General features: G+C 63.0%; 10 protein-coding genes. 6 read left to right on the top strand and 4 right to left on the bottom strand.

Features of this window, described 5'->3' with window-relative positions:
* Positions 1-58 precede the first annotated feature (58 nt).
* Entirely contained in the window at positions 59-1,525 is a 1,467-nt protein-coding gene (ntrC, locus tag LPB04_RS00435; RefSeq protein WP_193686867.1) for a nitrogen regulation protein NR(I), read from the top strand.
* A 68-nt stretch (positions 1,526-1,593) separates the two neighbouring features.
* Positions 1,594-2,562, top strand: a complete 969-nt coding sequence (gene corA / locus LPB04_RS00430; RefSeq protein WP_193686866.1) for a magnesium/cobalt transporter CorA — start codon at positions 1,594-1,596, stop codon at positions 2,560-2,562.
* On the opposite strand, the gene LPB04_RS00425 is transcribed toward corA, so the two are convergent.
* Together LPB04_RS00425 and LPB04_RS00420 are read right to left on the bottom strand one after the other, a co-directional pair.
* Positions 2,559-3,425 (bottom strand): EamA family transporter, encoded by an 867-nt coding sequence (locus LPB04_RS00425; protein ID WP_193686865.1) that lies wholly within the window; start codon positions 3,423-3,425, stop codon positions 2,559-2,561. The genes corA and LPB04_RS00425 overlap by 4 nt on opposite strands.
* The gene (locus tag LPB04_RS00420) at positions 3,425-5,062 is read right to left on the bottom strand and encodes an NAD(P)/FAD-dependent oxidoreductase (protein WP_193686864.1); all 1,638 of its coding nucleotides are present in this window, start codon (positions 5,060-5,062) and stop codon (positions 3,425-3,427) included. Before LPB04_RS00420 ends, LPB04_RS00425 begins: the two co-directional genes overlap by 1 nt.
* A 540-nt stretch (positions 5,063-5,602) precedes the next feature.
* Between LPB04_RS00420 and LPB04_RS00415 the strand changes: the two genes are divergently transcribed.
* On the top strand, positions 5,603-8,680 hold the full coding sequence (locus LPB04_RS00415; RefSeq protein ID WP_193686863.1) for a TonB-dependent receptor: 3,078 nt from the start codon (positions 5,603-5,605) through the stop codon (positions 8,678-8,680).
* A 903-nt stretch (positions 8,681-9,583) separates the two neighbouring features.
* Positions 9,584-12,556 carry a TonB-dependent receptor gene (locus LPB04_RS00410; protein WP_227496563.1) on the top strand — a complete coding sequence of 991 codons (2,973 nt, stop codon included), beginning with the start codon at positions 9,584-9,586 and terminating at the stop codon, positions 12,554-12,556.
* 94 nt (positions 12,557-12,650) lie between these two features.
* Here LPB04_RS00410 and LPB04_RS00405 read toward each other — a convergent pair whose 3' ends face one another.
* A complete protein-coding gene (locus tag LPB04_RS00405) occupies positions 12,651-13,376 on the bottom strand; it encodes a 16S rRNA (uracil(1498)-N(3))-methyltransferase (protein WP_193686861.1) in 726 nt (241 codons plus the stop codon).
* Positions 13,377-13,669: 293 nt separating this feature from the next.
* On the opposite strand from LPB04_RS00405, the gene tkt reads away from it, so the two are divergent.
* Both tkt and gap read left to right on the top strand, forming a co-directional pair.
* Complete coding sequence (gene tkt / locus LPB04_RS00400) at positions 13,670-15,667, top strand: transketolase (protein WP_193686860.1); 1,998 nt, start codon at positions 13,670-13,672, stop codon at positions 15,665-15,667.
* A gap of 80 nt (positions 15,668-15,747) precedes the next feature.
* On the top strand, positions 15,748-16,758 hold the full coding sequence (gene gap / locus LPB04_RS00395) for a type I glyceraldehyde-3-phosphate dehydrogenase (protein ID WP_193686859.1): 1,011 nt from the start codon (positions 15,748-15,750) through the stop codon (positions 16,756-16,758).
* A 63-nt stretch (positions 16,759-16,821) separates the two neighbouring features.
* Here the strand turns inward: gap and map are convergent, their stop codons facing one another.
* Positions 16,822-17,586 carry a type I methionyl aminopeptidase gene (map, locus tag LPB04_RS00390; RefSeq protein WP_193686858.1) on the bottom strand — a complete coding sequence of 255 codons (765 nt, stop codon included), beginning with the start codon at positions 17,584-17,586 and terminating at the stop codon, positions 16,822-16,824.
* Positions 17,587-17,721: the final 135 nt, after the last annotated feature.

Raw genomic sequence — 17,721 nt, 5'->3', positions numbered from 1 at the left:
CAGCCGAAGCGCTTCCGCCGTGTCCAATGATGAATTCACTGCGGAAAGTACGACCTACATGAAACCAATCTGGATTGTCGACGACGACGCATCGATCCGCTGGGTGCTGGAAAAAGCCCTGGCGCGCGAGAATCTCGAGACCCGCAGCTTCGCCAACGCGCGCGACGCCCTGAGCGCCTTCGAGCTTGATGCGCCGCAGGTGCTGGTATCGGACATCCGCATGCCCGGCGAATCGGGCATCGACCTGCTGCAGGCCGTCAAGGCCAAACATCCCGGCCTGCCGGTCATCATCATCACCGCCTTCTCGGACCTCGATTCGGCCGTCGCCTCCTTCCAGGGCGGCGCCTTCGACTACCTCGCAAAACCTTTCGACATCGACAAGGCCGTCGCCCTGATCCGGCGCGCATTGGAAGAGAGTTTGCGCGAAGCCAGCGTCGAGGCGGCGCCTGCGGAGACGCCCGAGATCCTGGGCCTGGCGCCGGCGATGCAGGAAGTGTTCCGCGCCATCGGCCGCCTGTCGCAGTCGAACGTGACGGTGCTGATCACCGGCGAATCGGGTACCGGCAAGGAGCTGGTGGCGCGCGCCCTGCACAAGCACAGCCCGCGCGCCCAGCAGCCCTTCATCGCGCTGAACACGGCGGCGATCCCGAAGGACCTGCTCGAGTCCGAACTCTTCGGCCACGAGCGCGGCGCGTTCACGGGCGCCCAGGCGATGCGGCGCGGCCGCTTCGAACAGGCCGAGGACGGTACGCTGTTTCTGGATGAGATCGGCGACATGCCCTTCGATCTGCAGACGCGCCTTCTGCGCGTGCTTTCGGACGGCCATTTCTACCGCGTGGGCGGGCACCAGCCCGTGAAAGCCAATGTGCGCGTCATCGCCGCGACCCACCAGAACCTGGAACAGCGCGTGCGCGACGGCCTGTTCCGCGAAGACTTGTATCACCGCCTGAACGTAATCCGCCTGCGCCTGCCGAGCCTGCGCGAGCGCAGCGAAGACATCCCGCTGCTGGCGCGCCACTTTTTGGTGCAGAGCGCACACCAATTGGGCGTCGAGCCGAAGCGCATGAGCGAAAGCGCGATGCGTTTTCTCTCCAGCCTGGAACTGCCGGGCAATGTGCGCCAGCTGGAAAACCTGTGTAACTGGATCACGGTGATGGCGCCGGGCCAGACGGTCGAGGTCAAGGACTTGCCGCGCGACCTGACCCAGGCACCCCCGAGCGGCGCGGCGCCGTTCACGCCCGCGCTGGCCGAGGGCGGGGCCGTGGCGCCTGCCGTGCCGGCAACGCCGCCGGCGCCGGACGGCTGGATCGGCCTGCTGGAATTGCAGGCGGCCAGCATGCTCAGCGCCGGCCAGTTCGAGGTGATGGACACCCTCGGCAAACAGTTCGAGTCGGCCTTGATCAAGACGGCGCTGAAGCACACGCACGGGCGCAAGAACGATGCGGCGATGCGGCTGGGGATCGGCAGGAATACGATCACGCGCAAGATCGTGGAACTGGGGATCGACGGGGCACGGGAAGAGTAGGGTGGCGGGTGGGCAATGGTGTAAGCTCTGGTATTAGCTTTAGCCCCGTTGCCCCATCCATTGCACCCATGCTGATCAACTGCGTCGCCTACCAGGAAGGCAAAAAACTGTCCGATATCCCAGTCGAGGATATCAGCGAGTACCTGAAACAACCCGCCTGCTTCGTCTGGGTCGCACTGCGCGATCCGGAGCCCGGCGAACTGGCCAAGATGCAGGAAGAATTCGGCCTGCACGAACTGGCCGTGGAAGACGCCTCGCGCGGCCACCAGCGCCCCAAGCTCGAGGAATACGGCAACTCGGTGTTTACGGTCGTGCATACGGTGAACCTGAACGGCGACGAACTCTGCTCGGGCGAGGTCGCGATCTTCGCCGGCCCGAATTACGTGCTGTCGGTGCGGCGCGATTCGGCCCAGGGCTTCCTCGGCGTGCGCGCCCGCGCCGAGCGCGAACCGAAGCTGCTCAAAATGGGCTCCGGCTTCGTGCTGTACGCGTTGATGGACGCCATCGTCGACCGCTATTTCCCCGTCATCGACAAGCTCGAGTCCGACCTCGAATCGATCGAGGACCGCATCTTCGGCGGCCAGGGCGCCCAGCGCGACAACATCGAGCGTCTCTACGACCTCAAGCGAAATTCCCTGGTGCTGCGCCACGCGGTGATGCCGCTGATGGACGCCGTCGACCACCTGCATGGCGGGCGCGTGCCGGACCTGGCTGCGCATACCCAGGATTATTTTCGTGACGTCCACGACCACTTGCTGCGTATTTCGGGGCGGCTCGACACCATCCGCGACACCATCGCCACCGCCATCCAGGTATCGCTGTCGATGGTCACGATCGAAGAGAACGACATCAACAAAAAGCTTGCCGCCTATGCCGCGATCTTCGCCGTGTTCACGGCCTTTGCGGGCGTCTGGGGCATGAATTTCGAATTCATGCCGGAGCTGAAATGGAAGTACGGGTATCCGACCGCGGTCTGCATCATGTTCGGGGTCTGCGGTTACCTCTACTACCGCTTCAAGAAATCCGGCTGGATTTAGTTTTTCCCGGCAGTGGCCGCGCTGCCGGCAGTGGCCACCACGATCATCCCGATCGCCAGCCACTGGGTCGTGCTCAGGACTTCGCCGAGCACGAAGAAGCCCGCGAGCGCGCCCACCGCCGGGCCGGCGCTGACCAGGATGCCGAACACCCGGCGCGGCAGGCGCGACAGGGCCATCATCTCCAGCGAGTAGGGCAGGATCGACGAGAGCAGGGCGACCGCCAGGCCGCCCGCCAGCACCTGCGGGGAGAAGAGCGCGCTGCCGGCCTGGCTGATCCCGACCGGCACCGTGCACAGCGCGGCCACCAGCATGCCCCAGGCGACCACATGGCCGCCCTTGAGCGTCGAGACGCGCTTGCCGAAGACGATGTACATGGCCCAGCAGAAGCCGGCGCCGACGGCCGCGGCGACGCCGAGCGGATCGAGCGCCACCGCGCCCACGCTGGTGGGCGCCAGCAGCCACAATCCACATGCCGCGCAGGCGACCCAGAAGAAGTCGCGCAGGTGGCGCGAGGACAGCACCACCACCGCCAGCGGGCCGATGACTTCGATGGCGATCGCCACCCCGATCGGAATGCGCGCAAACGCCGCGTAGATCAGCAGGTTCATCATGCCCAGCATGACCCCGTAGATGCCGACGTTGATCGCATCGGGCCGTGCCAGCGGCGCGCGCCAGGGCCGCCAGAAGGCCATCAGGAAGATGCTCGCCAGTCCCACCCGCACGGCCGTGATGCCGGCGCTGCCCACCAGCGGGAACAGGCCCTTGGCATAGGCCGCGCCCACGTTCACGGAGATCAGCGACCCGACGATCGCCAGGAAGGGCGCGAACGAGCGGGCAGGAGGGCTGGCGGGCGTGGCCTGCATCAGTCCTGCAGTGCAGGGACCGGCACGCCCATGGCGATCGCCACCGCCTCGGCCACGCGGATGCCGTCCACGGCCGCCGACATGATGCCGCCGGCGTAGCCCGCGCCTTCGCCGGCCGGGAACAGGCCGCGCGTGTTCATGCTTTGCAGGTCGTCGTCGCGGCGCTTGATGCGGATCGGCGAGGAGGTGCGGGTCTCGACGCCGGTCAGCACCGCGTCTTCCTTGTAATAGCCCTTGATCTGCTTGTCGAATGCGACGAAGGCTTCGCGCAGCGCGAGAATCGCGTAGTCCGGCAGCGACGGCGCCAGGTCGGTCAGGTGCACCGCCGGCTTGAACGACGGGATGACGGAACCGAATTCCTTGGAGGGCACGCCGCGCACGAAATCGCCCATCAGCTGGCCCGGCGCGTCATACGTGCTGCCGCCGAGGAGGAAGGCGCGCGATTCGAGTTCGCGCTGGAAGGCGATGCCGGCCAGCGGGTGGCCTGGATAATCCTCCGGCGTGATGCCGACCACGATGGCGCTGTTGGCGTTTCTCTCGTTGCGCGAATACTGGCTCATGCCGTTGGTGACGACCCGGCCTTCTTCCGAGGAGGCGGCGACCACGGTGCCGCCCGGGCACATGCAGAAGCTGTAGACCGAGCGCCCGTTCGAGGCGTGGTGCACGATCTTGTAGTCGGCGGCGCCGAGGATCTTGTTGCCGGCGTTCGGACCGAAGCGGCAGACGTCGATCAAGGACTGCGGGTGCTCGACCCGGAAGCCGATCGAGAACGGCTTCGCTTCGACGTAGACGCCGCGCTTGTACAGCATTTCGAAGGTGTCGCGCGCGCTGTGGCCGACCGCCATCACCAGGTGGTTGGTGGCGATTTCTTCGCCGCTGGCCAGCACCACGCCGCGCACCTGGCGCACGCCGTTCGTCTCGCTGATGCGGATGTCGTCGACGCGGGTCTCGAAGCGGATTTCGCCGCCCAGCGACAGGATCTCGGCGCGCATCTGCTCGACCATCTTCACCAGGCGGAAAGTGCCGATGTGCGGCTTGCTGACATACATGATCTCTTCCGGCGCGCCGGACTTCACGAATTCGGTCAGCACCTTGCGCCCGTAGTGCTTCGGATCCTTGATCTGGCTGTAGAGCTTGCCGTCCGAGAAGGTGCCGGCGCCGCCTTCGCCGAACTGGACGTTCGACTCGGTATTCAGTTTGCGCTTGCGCCAGAAGCCGAAGGTGTCGACGGTGCGCTCGCGCACCACCTTGCCGCGCTCGAGCACCAGCGGGTTCAGGCCCATCTGCGCCAGGATCAGGGCGACGAACAGGCCGCAGGGACCGGTGCCGACCACGACCGGGCGCGGCGTGCCGGCCGGCGGACGCGCGGCGTCGACGAACTTGTAGCCGGTATCGGGGGAGGGGACGATGTACTGGTCGCCCTTCATGCGCGCCAGCACGGCCGCTTCGTTCTTCACTTCGACGTCGATCGCGTAGATCAGCACGATCGCCGCTTTTTTGCGCGCATCGTAGCTGCGCTTGAAGACATTGAAGTCGACCAGCTCGGTGGCGTCGATGCCGAGGCGCTTGAGGATGGCATCGCGCAGGGCGTGGTCGGGGTGGTCGAGGGGAAGCTTGAGTTCGTTAATTCGCAGCATGGAGAGTCCAGATGGGGCGGTAGCGCTGTGCCGGGCCGCGGGAGGGCGGTGGGCAAACACGTATTTTAACCCGGCAGCGGCGCTGCGCTGTAGGTCGAGGCCGGCGCACGGCAGCTCCCGCATGCGATTTTTTATTGCGATGCAATATAAATGCGCGAATGTCCGGCTGCTGCCCTTGCACGATCGCGTAAATATAACCGTAGTTAAACGACGCACCCGTCTGGTGCATGGGAGGAATTTTACGGTGCATTTTTCGTTGCACCGCATCAGTTTGAGGAGAACGTGTTGGTAACTTTACTCCAGGGAGAGACGACTGTTGTTTATATGCACGTCACAAATAGTTGTTCGTTGACAGTAGTTCTTTTGCTATGGTTTTATGTTGCGATCAGATAACGTTTGAACGTATCCAATCGAAATTTGAGGCTGATTAATCTCTTGGCCAAGTAAAAAGAAGAAGTAGTGAGGTAAGGCAGTTTGTAGGGTTAAAGAACTGTTAAACAAGCCGATCAATAGAGACGCTATCAATTTAGGAAATCACACATGTTGAAGAAAACTGTTTTGGTCCGTGCACTGCAGCTTGCGCTCGGCGCAACCGCAGTATCGATGGCAGTGACCAACCCGGTCATGGCCCAGTCGAATGCCGCAGGTACCATCTTCGGTACCGTCGAGGCAGCATCGGGTTCCACCGTCAACCTGATCAACACTGAAACGGGCGTGCGGCGTTCGGTGACGCCGGATGCAAGTGGCCGCTATACGGCTACGGCAATGCCGCCAGGTCATTACCGTGTTGAACAGGTGCGTAACGGCGCCGTGGTCAACACCACCGAAATCGACGTCATCGTCGGCCAGGGTGTCGATGCTTCGTTCGCGCCTGCGGCTGGTGCTGTGACGGGAGGCGCGCAGACGGTTCGCGTGACGGGTCGCCGCAACCGGATCGACGTTTCGAACACCAACAACGGTGCAGTCTTCACCGCCAAGGAACTGGCCAAGCTGCCGACGACCCAGAACGTCGAAGCGATCATCCAGCTGGCACCGAACACCACCCGCGCCGACTCGCGTTACTCGGCTGGTGCTTCGTTCGGCGGCGGCGGTGCTTCTGAAAACTCCTACTACATCAATGGTTTCCCTGTCACCAACCCGGTGACCCAGCTCGGCGCATCGGAATTGCCATTCGGCGCCATCGCCCAGGCACAGATCCTGACCGGCGGCTTCGGCGCGGAATTCGGCCGTTCCGTCGGCGGTGTGGTCAACATCACCACCAAGAGCGGCACCAACACCTGGGAAGCAGGCGTGAGCGCCTCGATTACCCCGAATGGCCTGCGCTCGAAACCGAAGGATATCTACTATCCGAACACCGGCGCGGCAATTAACTCGGCCACCGATGGCACCCTGTACGTCCAGCGTAACAACCTCGAGCGCGACGAAAAGCTGTACGGCGCCTACGTCGGCGGCCCACTGATCAAGGACAAGCTGTTCATGTTCGCTGCCGTCGAGCGCCGCACCGACGACCTGGACCGCGTGATCGGTATCCGCACCTCGAGCGCCCTGGCCTCGACCGGCTTCGAACGCACGCAGGACAAGACCGACCGTTACCTGGTCAAGCTCGACGCGAACATTACCGACGCGCATCGCCTGGAAGCCACTTTCATCGGTGACAAAGGCGAGGAAGACCGCCAGTTGTACGGCTATACCTACCCGACCAGCGGCGTCAAAGGCGGTACGATCGGCGCCCAGACCGCCTCGCAGCACTACAAGAACAGCGAAGACTTCGGCCCTGGTGTCGGCGGCAATATCAAGATCCTGCGCTATACCGGTAACCTGACCGACAACCTGACCGTGACCGCGCTGGTCGGCCAGATGAAGACGCCGGCTTCGGCGAAATACGACCCAGTTGGCAACATTCCTGCCGACATTTTCCAGATCACTGCACCGAGCAATGCCCGTGCTCCCGGCCTGAACTACTTCAGCCCGCAGGTGCTGTCGGGTGCCGTCTCCAGCGGCAGCTCGGAAAGCAAGGTCAAGTCGCGTCGTTTCGACGTCGAATACAAGCTGGGTGACCACTTCCTGCGCGCCGGTGTCGACAGCAACAAGCTCGATTCGGAATCCATCGGCCAGGTGTACGGCGGCGGCGGTATCTGGGTCTATGCAAAAACGGCGAATCCGAACACCCCGCTCGCATTCGGTCCGACCCGCGCCTCGACGGCAAGCGGCGGCGGCCTGGGAACTCAGGGCTACTACGTTTCGCGTCGTATCTTCGATTCGCTGACCAGCGCCGGCTCCGAGCAGGAAGCCCAGTACATCGAAGACAAATGGCAGGTCAACAAGGATCTCCTGGTGACCCTCGGCCTGCGTAACGAGAGCTTCAAGAACATCAACGGCGACGGCGAGACCTTCCTCAAAGCCAAGGACCTGATCTCGCCACGCGTCGCGGCAAGCTGGGACGTCTACGGCGACTCGTCGATGAAGGTCTATGGTTCGGCAGGCCGCTACGCGCTGCAGATCCCGACCCACCTGGCAGTGCGCGGCGCCAGCCGTTCGACCCTGACCCGTCAGGCATTCACCTACACCGGCACCGACCAGTACGGTCAGCCGACCGGCCTGAACCCAATTTCGGGCGTGTACTCGGTCAACAACGAACTGGGCCAGCCAAAAGACGCGAACACCGTCAGTGCTCGCGACATCAAGGCGACCTACCAGGACGAGCTGACCCTGGGTATCGAACGCTCCCTGACGCCGGACCTGAACGTGGGTGCACGCCTGACCCATCGTGTCCTGAAGGCCACGATCGACGACCTGTGCGATCCGCGTCCGTTCGAGGCTTACGCCGAGCGTAACAAGATCAACACCGACAACTGGGGTGGTTTCGGCTGCGCTTCGTTCAATCCGGGCGAAGACTCGACCTTCCTGGTCGACTACGCCGGCACCGGCACCGGCTACACCACGGTCAAGCTGAGCAAGGCCGACCTGGGCTTCGACGAACCGAAGCGTACCTACACCGCCGTCGACCTGTTCGCCGAGCACCCGTACCGCAACGGCTGGTATGGCCGCGTGAACTACACCTGGTCGCGCAGCCGTGGCAATACGGAAGGCCAGACCAAGTCGGACAACGCACAGACCGACGTCGCAGCGACGTCGACCTGGGACAATCCAGAGCTGATGGTCAATGCGTACGGCTTGCTGCCGAACCACCGCGAGCACCAGGTCAAGGCATTCGGCTACTACGACCTGACTCCGGAAATCACCCTGGGCGGTAACTTCCTGGCTGCATCCGGCCGTCCGAAGAACTGCTTCGGCTGGAATCCAAACGTTCCGCCTGAGGCTGACTACGGTTCGGTGTTCTTCTACTGCAACGGCGGTCCTGCACCACGCGGTACCAGCGGCAAGCTCCCATGGGATATCCGCCTGGACCTGAGCGTGGCGTATCGTCCGGCGATGCTGAAAGGCCTGGCTGTGAAACTGGACATGTTCAACGTGGCCAACAAGCAGACCGTGCAGACGATCGACGAGACCTACAATGTCGGCAGCACGGAAGATGTCAGCCCGACCTACGGCCGCGTGATCAGCTACACGGCACCACGTAGTGTCCGACTCGGCGTCGAGTACAACTACCGCTTCTGATGAGGGGAACGGCCGCCGCAAGGCGGCTGGTCTAGCGCCAAGAGCAGTGAGCAACCGCAGGCTTCGGCCTGCGGTTTTTTTATGGGCGCGCGCTGCCATCCAGAGGCCGGCTCGCGTGCGGACGTTTCCTGCAACGGAAAATGATCACGCTTGCTTGTCGAATGCCGGTCAACCACGAGGACCGGCTTTTTTTATTGCGCTGTTCGCCGCGCGGAAAACAAGCGCAACCGGCCGCCTGTTACGGTGCATATTCAAATCATCGCTTTGATATCCATAAGTTTTCCCCGAGCAGGATAATGTCTGATTCTCGCCCGCCGAATTGGCTGATTATTATGTCCTGATTGAGGAAATTATTTTCGCGCGTTTTCATCATGGTATTGCAGATTATTGCCGAGTTAATTCTTCGCGATTTGCGGCAAGCTTGCGCATGGTTGAATCTGGTCGAGCGATGGAGCAAGCAAAGAGGAAATTTAACATTTCGGGTCAATTGCTGCGCTGCAGCGAAAAAGAGAAGGCTTCCAACAAGCCGTAAATACGTGTACATACACGCTATCGATCCTAAAAACGTAGTATGTACATCCTTCAAAAATCTGTTTAAGTGAAATTTTTCTGTTGCAAATATGCACAACCGCATCTTGCACTGTTGACACAATCTCAGCCCACATGTTTCTATTTGTAAGCTCAGTAACACTGGTTCTCGCGTGAGTGGAACTTGAGTCTCGCGGCCATCATGGCAGGGAGAGTAGCTGCGCTGCTGCAGAGGCTTCCTTTGCGGAGACATGAACGCCAGTAAATCTAAAAACTAAATAGGAATAGAGCATGTTGAGAAATACAGTCTTGGTTCGCGCCTTACAGGTTGCCTTCGCAGCCAGTGCTATTACCGTAGCCGTAATGCCGACCGCAATGGCGCAATCCAACGCCTCGGGTACGGTTTTTGGTAAGGTCGCTGCCGGTTCCGGCGACACCGTGGTCCTCAAGAACAACGGCACTAACGCGACGCGTTCGGTGGCACTGGATGCGAACGGCAACTTCCGCATCACCAGCCTCCCGATCGGCACCTACAGCGCGACCCTGACCAAGGGCGGCGCCACCGTCGGCACCAGCCAGCTGGAAGTCCTTGCCGGCCAGGGCGTCGAAGCGAGCTTCGAGAGCGCTGCCGCCATCGCCGGCGGCGCGCAAACGGTCCGCGTGAGCGGCCGCCGCAGCCGCATCGACGTGTCGAGCTCGGTCAACGGCGCGACCTTCACCGCGCGCGAACTCGAGAAGCTGCCGATCGGCCGCAACGTCGAATCGATCGTCCAGCTGGCGCCGAACACCACCCGTGGCGACCCGACCTATGCAGCAGGCGCGAGCTTCGCCGGCGGCGGCGCATCGGAAAACGCGTACAACATCAACGGTTTCCCTGTCACCAACCCGCTGACCCAGCTGGGCGCGATGGAACTGCCGTTCGGCGCAATCGCCCAGGCGCAGATCCTGACCGGCGGCTACGGCGTCGAATTCGGCCGCTCGACCGGCGGCGTGGTGAACATCACCACCAAATCCGGCACCAACACCTGGGAAGCAGGTGCCCTGGTCTCGATCACCCCATCGTCGACCCGCGCCAGCTACCGCGACTATTACTACCCGAACATCGGCACCTTCCCGGCAACGGACAACACGCTGCGCCTGCGCCGCGAAGACAACAAGGTCGACCAGAAGCAGTACTCGGTGTATGCCGGCGGCCCGCTGATCCCCGACACCCTGTTCGGCTTCTTCGCCCTGGAGCAGACCCAGCTGGAAAGCAATGGCGTCTACCAGTCGCGTACCTCGACCACGCTGGCAAGCAACGGCTGGCGCGACTACGAGACCAAGACCAAGCGCTATTACGGCAAGGTCGACTGGAACATCAACGACGACCACCGCCTGGAGCTGACGCTGATCGGCGATCTGCCGAAGACCGAGACCCAGTACCGCTCGTACAACTACGCGACCCGTGCCGTCGGCGCGACCGTCAATACCTCGACCCGTGAGGAATTCGGTCCGTTCAACGCGAATGGCGGCGAACTGCAGAGTCTGCGCTACGTCGGCAACATCACCGACAACCTGACCGTCAACGCGCTGTACGGCAAGATGCAGGCCCGCCACTTCTACACGCCTGCCGGCTACAACCCGGCCTTGCCGCAAGTAACCGCAGCGCCGGAAAACCAGTACCCTGGCCTGGCCTATACGAGCGGCCAGTCGATCACCGGCACGCTGCCGAAGAACGGCTCGTCGGACGACGTGACCTCGAAGCGCCTGGACCTCGAGTACAAGCTGGGCAACCATACCCTGCGCGCTGGTCTGGACAACAACAAGATGGCATCGCTGGGCGCCGGCGAGGCCTATGCGGGCGGTGCGTTGCTGACCTACCTCCATACCGATCCGACCAAGCCGGCCGACGACGTCGGTATCCTGCTGGGCAAGCCAGGCCTGGCGAACCAGGGTTACTACGTCCAGAAGACGATCTACTCGACCGTGTCGAACGCCTTTGCAGGCCAGGACGCGCAGTACATCGAAGACCGCTGGCAGGCAACCAAGGACGTGCTGGTGACCGTCGGCGTGCGTCGCGAAGGTTTCTACAACGCGAACCAAGATGGCACCAAGTACATCGAGATGAAGAACCAGTACGCACCACGCGCGAACGTGTCGTGGGACGTGAACGGTGACGCATCGTTCAAGGTGTTCGGTAGCATCGGCCGCTACACCATCCAGATCCCGACCGTGGTTGCCCTGCGCGGCGCGAACGGCTCGCTGTATACCACCCAGAACTTCTCGTACACCGGTGTAGATGCAAACGGCCAGCCGACCGGTACGACCGAGCTGACCGGCGTGCTGTCGTCGAACAACGAATTCGGCCAGGCCAAGGATCCAAAGACGGTCGCGGCCCAGAACATGAAGCCGGCCTACCAGGACGAAATCACCCTCGGTCTGGAACGTTCGTTCAACCCGAGCCTGAACTTCGGCGCCAAGGTTACCTACCGCAAGCTGCGTTCGACCATCGACGACCTGTGCGATCCACGTCCGTTCGATGCCTACGCCGCGCGTAACGGCATCGACGCCACCAACTACGCGGGCTTCGGTTGCGCCACGTTCAACCCGGGCGAAGACAACGACTTCCTGGTCGACTACGCAGGCAACGGCACCTACACCAAGGTCCACCTGACCAAGGAAGAGCTGGGCTTCGACAAGGCAACGCGTACCTACGCAGCGCTGGATCTGTTCGCCGAGCACCCATACCGCAACGGCTGGTACGCCAAGGTGAACTACACCCTGTCGCGCAACAAGGGCAACACCGAGGGCCAGACGCTGTCGGATACGAGTTCGGCGCAGGGCGACGTGGCAGCTACCCAGACCTGGGACTACCGTGAGCTGATGTCTTACGCCGACGGCCTGCTGCCGAACGATCGCAAGCACCAGATCAAGGCTTTCGGTTTCTATGACATCACGCCCGAATGGGTGATCGGTGGCGCCGCTACCCTGGCATCGGGCCGTCCACGTTCGTGCGTGGGTACCAACCCGAACACGGTTGGCTTCCCTCCTGGCCTGAACTACCAGTCGGCATCGCACTACTGCTTCGGCGCGACCGGTTCGACCAACACGCCGTCGCCGCGCGGCAGCGTTGGCCGTCTGCCTTGGGAAAAGACCTTCGACATGAACGTGGTGTACCGTCCGGCAGCCGTCGCCGGCCTGTCGCTGAAAGTGGACGTGTTCAACGTCTTCAACAGCCAGACCGCACAGAAGGTGTACGAGCGCTACAACACCAACCAGTCGCGCTACAACCTGTACGAAGGCCTGATCAGCGCAACCGCGCCACGTTCGGCCAAGTTCACCGCCGAGTACAACTACAAGTTCAAGTAATCGAACGGTGTAGGGCTTGCGGCCTTTACGGCTGCAACAAAAAACCGCAGCCTCGGCTGCGGTTTTTTTTATGGGCGGCGCCGGCCGGGCAGGCTCAGAACTGGCCCCACAGCGCGTTCAGGGCGGCGACCGCCGCCAGTCCCGCCGTCTCGGTGCGCAGCACGCGCGGTCCGAGCGAGAGGGCGAGGGCGCCGGCGCCGATCGCCGCCTGTTCTTCTTCATCGCTGAAACCGCCTTCCGGCCCAACCAGCAGCGTCACCGCCTGCGGCCCGGCGGCGCGCGCCCATCCGGCGAGCGACTGTGTGGCGCGTGGCGAGAACAGGATGCGGGGTTGGGCCTCCGGCTGGCCGATGAAACGCTCGAAATCCGCCAGCGGCGCCAGCTGCGCCAGCCGGTTGCGCCCGCACTGCTCGGAAGCCGCCACGATCACGCCCTGCCAGTGCGCCTGGCGCTTGTCGAGCCGCTCGCCCGACAGGCGCACCACGCTGCGCTGGGCCGCCAGCGGCTGGATCGCCGCGATGCCGAGTTCGACCGCCTTTTCGATGATCCAGTCCATCTTCGACCCTTCCGGCAAGCCTTGCGCCAGCGTCAGGGCGTACGGGAGTTCGGCCTCCAGCGCCTGATGTTCCTCGACCAGGGCGCTTGCGCGTTTCTTGCCGATCTCGGCAAGGCTGGCCCGGTACTGGCCGCCGCGGCCGTCGAACAGCGTCAGTGCATCGCCCGGCTGCATCCGCACCACGTGCAAGTGATGGGCGACCGCTTCCGGCAGGTCGACGACGGCGCCCGTGGCGAGCGGCTGGGGACAGTAGAAACGGGGCATGGAGATCCTGCGAAAGTCAAGGGAAGGGCGCATTGTAAATGAATGCCTTTCAGAACCTATCCTGGTAGGGAGGGGGAAGTTGGTGACGATGCATGGGAAGCGGGGGCAAGGCGCGAGGAGGCCGCATGGCAAGCCATGCAACGACGAGCAACGCAGCACCCGCTTTCCAGGCGCGTCAGCAACGACTCATCCCTACCGGGATAGGTTCTAAGTTAGGCAGCGGCAGCTCTGGTAGAATATCGGGTTACGGCCTTTTCAAGGTCTGCCGCCTCCCATTCCCAGACTTACCGATCATGACATCTATGCAAACCACCTCCCTGATGGCCAACGCAATCCGCGCGCTGGCAATGGACGCTGTCCAGAAAGCCAACTCCGGCCACCCGGGCATGCCGATGGGCATGGCAGAAATCGCCGTCGCCCTGTGGGACAAGCATTACCGCCACAACCCGGCCAATCCGCACTGGAGCAACCGCGACCGCTTCCTGCTGTCGAACGGCCACGGCTCGATGCTGCATTACGCGCTGCTGCACCTGGCCGGCTACGACGTGTCGATGGACGACATCCGCGACTTCCGCCAGCTGCACTCGAAGACCCCGGGCCATCCGGAAGTGGGCATCACCCCGGGCGTGGAAACGACCACCGGTCCGCTGGGCCAGGGTATCGCCAACGCCGTCGGCATGGCGCTGGCCGAGTGGCTGCTGTCGTACGAATTCAACCGTCCGGGCTTCGACGTCGTCGATCACTACACCTATGCCTTCCTGGGCGACGGCTGCCTGATGGAAGGCATTTCGCATGAAGTCGCCTCGCTGGCCGGCACCCTGCGCCTGAACAAGCTGATCTGGCTGTACGACGACAACGGCATCTCGATCGACGGCCGCGTCGAAGGCTGGTTCACGGACGACACCCAGAAGCGTTTTGAAGCCTATGGCTGGAACGTGATCCCGAAGGTCGACGGCCACAACGTGGAAGCCGTCAGCGCCGCCATCGCGGCAGCCAAGACCTCGGACCGTCCGACCCTGATCTGCTGCAAGACCATCATCGGCAAAGGCGCCCCGAACCTGGAAGGCGGCGATAAAGTCCACGGCGCCCCGCTGGGCGACAAGGAAATCGCGGCCGTGCGCCAGCACCTGGTCTGGGACCCGGTCCCGTTCGACATTCCTGGCGAAATCTACCAGGCATGGGACGCCAAGGCACGCGGCGCCGAGCTGGAAAACGGCTGGAACACGATGTTCGCGGAATACCGCGCCCAGCACCCTGAGTTGGCCGCCGAATACGAGCGCCGCATGAAAGGCGAGCTGCCGGGTAACTTCAACGAAGTCCTGGAAGCGGCCATCGCCACCTGCATCGACAAGAAGGAAACCATCGCCACCCGCAAGGCTTCGCAGAACGCGATCCAGGCGCTGGCCCCGATCCTGCCTGAATTCCTGGGCGGTTCGGCCGACCTGACCGGCTCCAACCTGACGAACTGGAAAGAGATCGTCGCCGTGCGTTCGGGCATTCCGGGCAACCATATCAACTACGGCGTGCGCGAATTCGGCATGGCCGCGATCCAGAACGGCGTCGCCCTGCATGGCGGCTTCATCCCGTTCGGCGCGACCTTCCTGACCTTCTCGGACTACAGCCGCAACGCGCTGCGCATGGCGTCCCTGATGAAGATCCGCTCGCTGTTCGTGTTCACCCACGACTCGATCGGCCTGGGCGAAGACGGTCCGACCCACCAGTCGGTCGAGCACGTCTCGTCGCTGCGCCTGATCCCGGGCCTGGACAACTGGCGCCCGTGCGACACGGTCGAATCGCAAGTGGCCTGGGGCGCGGCAGTCCAGCGCCGCGACGGCCCGTCGACCCTGATCTTCTCGCGCCAGAACCTGCCGTTCATGGAGCGCGACAGCGCCCAGGTCGCCAACGTCGCCAAGGGCGGCTATGTGCTGCGCGACGCCGCTGACGCCAAAGTCATCCTGATCGCCACCGGTTCGGAAGTCGAGCTGGCCGTGAAGGCGGCCGAAGCGCTGGCAGGCGAGGGCATTGCCGCACGCGTGGTCTCGATGCCGTCGACCGACGTGTTCGACCGCCAGGATGCAAGCTATAAAGCAAGTGTCTTGACGCGCGGCACGCCACGTGTCGCCATCGAAGCCGGCGTGACCGATTTCTGGTACAAGTATGTGGGCCTGGAAGGCGCGGTCGTCGGTATCGACACCTTCGGCGAGTCGGCTCCGGCGCCGGTGCTGTTCAAGCACTTCGGCTTCACGGTCGAGAACGTCGTGGCCAAGGCGAAAGCGGTCATCGCTGCCTAATGTTTTTCACGGGCTGCCTGCGGGTGGCCCGTTTCGTATTCGAGGTCGAAAAGAGTTTTTTTCTAATCAGGAGCTAAGCAATGACGATCAAAGTTGCAATCAACGGCTACGGCCGCATCGGCCGCAACATCCTGCGCGCTTTCTACGAAGGCGGCAAAAAGCAAGACATCCAGATCGTGGCGATCAACGACCTCGGCAATGCCGAGTCGAACGCCCACCTGACCCGCTATGACACCGCCCACGGCAAGTTCCCGGGCACCGTCACGGTCGAAGGCGACAACATGATCGTCAACGGCGATCCGATCCGCGTGTTCGCGCAGCGTAACCCGGCCGAAATCCCATGGGGCGAGCTGGGCGTGGACGTGGTGCTGGAATGCACGGGCTTCTTCACCACCAAGGAAAAGGCATCGGCCCACCTGAAGGGCGGCGCCAAGAAGGTCATCATCTCGGCACCGGGCGGCAAGGATGTGGACGCCACCATCGTCTTCGGCGTCAACCAGGACGTGCTGAAGTCGACCGACACCGTCATTTCGAACGCTTCCTGCACCACCAACTGCCTGGCCCCGCTGGTCAAGCCGCTGAACGACGCCATCGGCCTGGAAACCGGCCTGATGACCACCGTGCACGCCTACACCAACGACCAGGTGCTGTCGGACGTGATGCACGAAGACCTGCGCCGCGCCCGTTCGGCCACCATGAGCATGATCCCGACCAAGACCGGCGCGGCCGCCGCGGTCGGCCTGGTGCTGCCTGAACTGAACGGCAAGCTGGACGGCTTCGCGATCCGCGTGCCGACCATCAACGTCTCGCTGGTCGACCTGTCCTTCATCGCCAAGCGCGACACCACGGTGGACGAGGTCAATTCGATCCTGAAGAGCGCCTCGGAAGGCGCCCTGAAAGGCATCCTGACCTACCAGACCGAGCCGCTGGTCTCGATCGACTTCAACCACAACCCGGCCTCGTCGAACTTCGATTCGACCCTGACCAAGGTCTCGGGCCGCCTGGTGAAAGTCTCGTCGTGGTACGACAACGAGTGGGGCTTCTCGAACCGCATGCTCGACACCACCGTCGCGCTGATGAACGCCAAATAATTCTCGCAAGCAGCAATGAAAAACCCGCCGACCGGCGGGTTTTTTTTCGTCCATCGCCTGCGCTCAGGCCTTTGGCCAGGGTGTCAGGATCTCGAAGCCATTGGCGGTGACCGCGATCATGTGTTCCCACTGGGCCGAGAGCGAGCCGTCGCGCGTCACCACGGTCCAGCCGTCGTCGAGCTGGGCCACTTCGTCGTCGCCGGCATTGATCATCGGCTCGACCGTAAACGTCATGCCTTCCTTCAGCAGCAGGCCCGTGTTCGGGCGGCCGTAGTGCAGCACCTGCGGGTCTTCGTGGTAGACGCGGCCGATGCCGTGGCCGCAGTAGTCGCGTACCACCGAATAACCGGCGGCCTCGGCGATTTTCTGGATCGCGTGGCCGACGTCGCCCAGGCGCGAACCGGGACGCACCGTGCGGATGCCCGCCATCATGCATTCATAGGTGGTGTCGACCAGGCGCTTCGCCTCGAGGCTGGGCGTGCCGGCGTAGTACATGCGGCTGGTGTCGCCGTGCCAGCCGTCCTTGATCACGGTGACGTCGATGTTGACGATGTCGCCGTCCTTCAAAATTTCCTTTTCGCTCGGGATGCCGTGGCAGACCACGCCATTCACCGAGGTGCACAGGGTCTTCGGGAAGCCGTGGTAGCCGACGTTGGCCGGCGTTGCCTTCTGTACCTTGCGGATGTACTCGTTGCAGCGGCGGTCGAGTTCTTCGGTGGAGACGCCGGGAACGACGTATTCATTGATCATTTCCAGGACTTCGGCGGCCATGCGGCCGGCGACGCGCATCTTCGCGATGTCCTTGTCGTTCTTGAGTTTGATTGCCATGTTTGCCTTGAAAGCCAGGTGTGCCGGCCCTGCGGGCGCGGTGCGGTCAATCCGCTATGATACCTCAGGGTGTTGCAGGGCTGCACCGGGCGTGCGCGGACAAAAAAAATCCGCCGGGCAGGCCGGCGGATGTGG

Source organism: Massilia litorea, from assembly GCF_015101885.1.
GTDB classification, from domain to species: domain Bacteria; phylum Pseudomonadota; class Gammaproteobacteria; order Burkholderiales; family Burkholderiaceae_D; genus Telluria; species Telluria litorea.
This window is presented reverse-complemented; position numbering and strand designations above follow the sequence as displayed.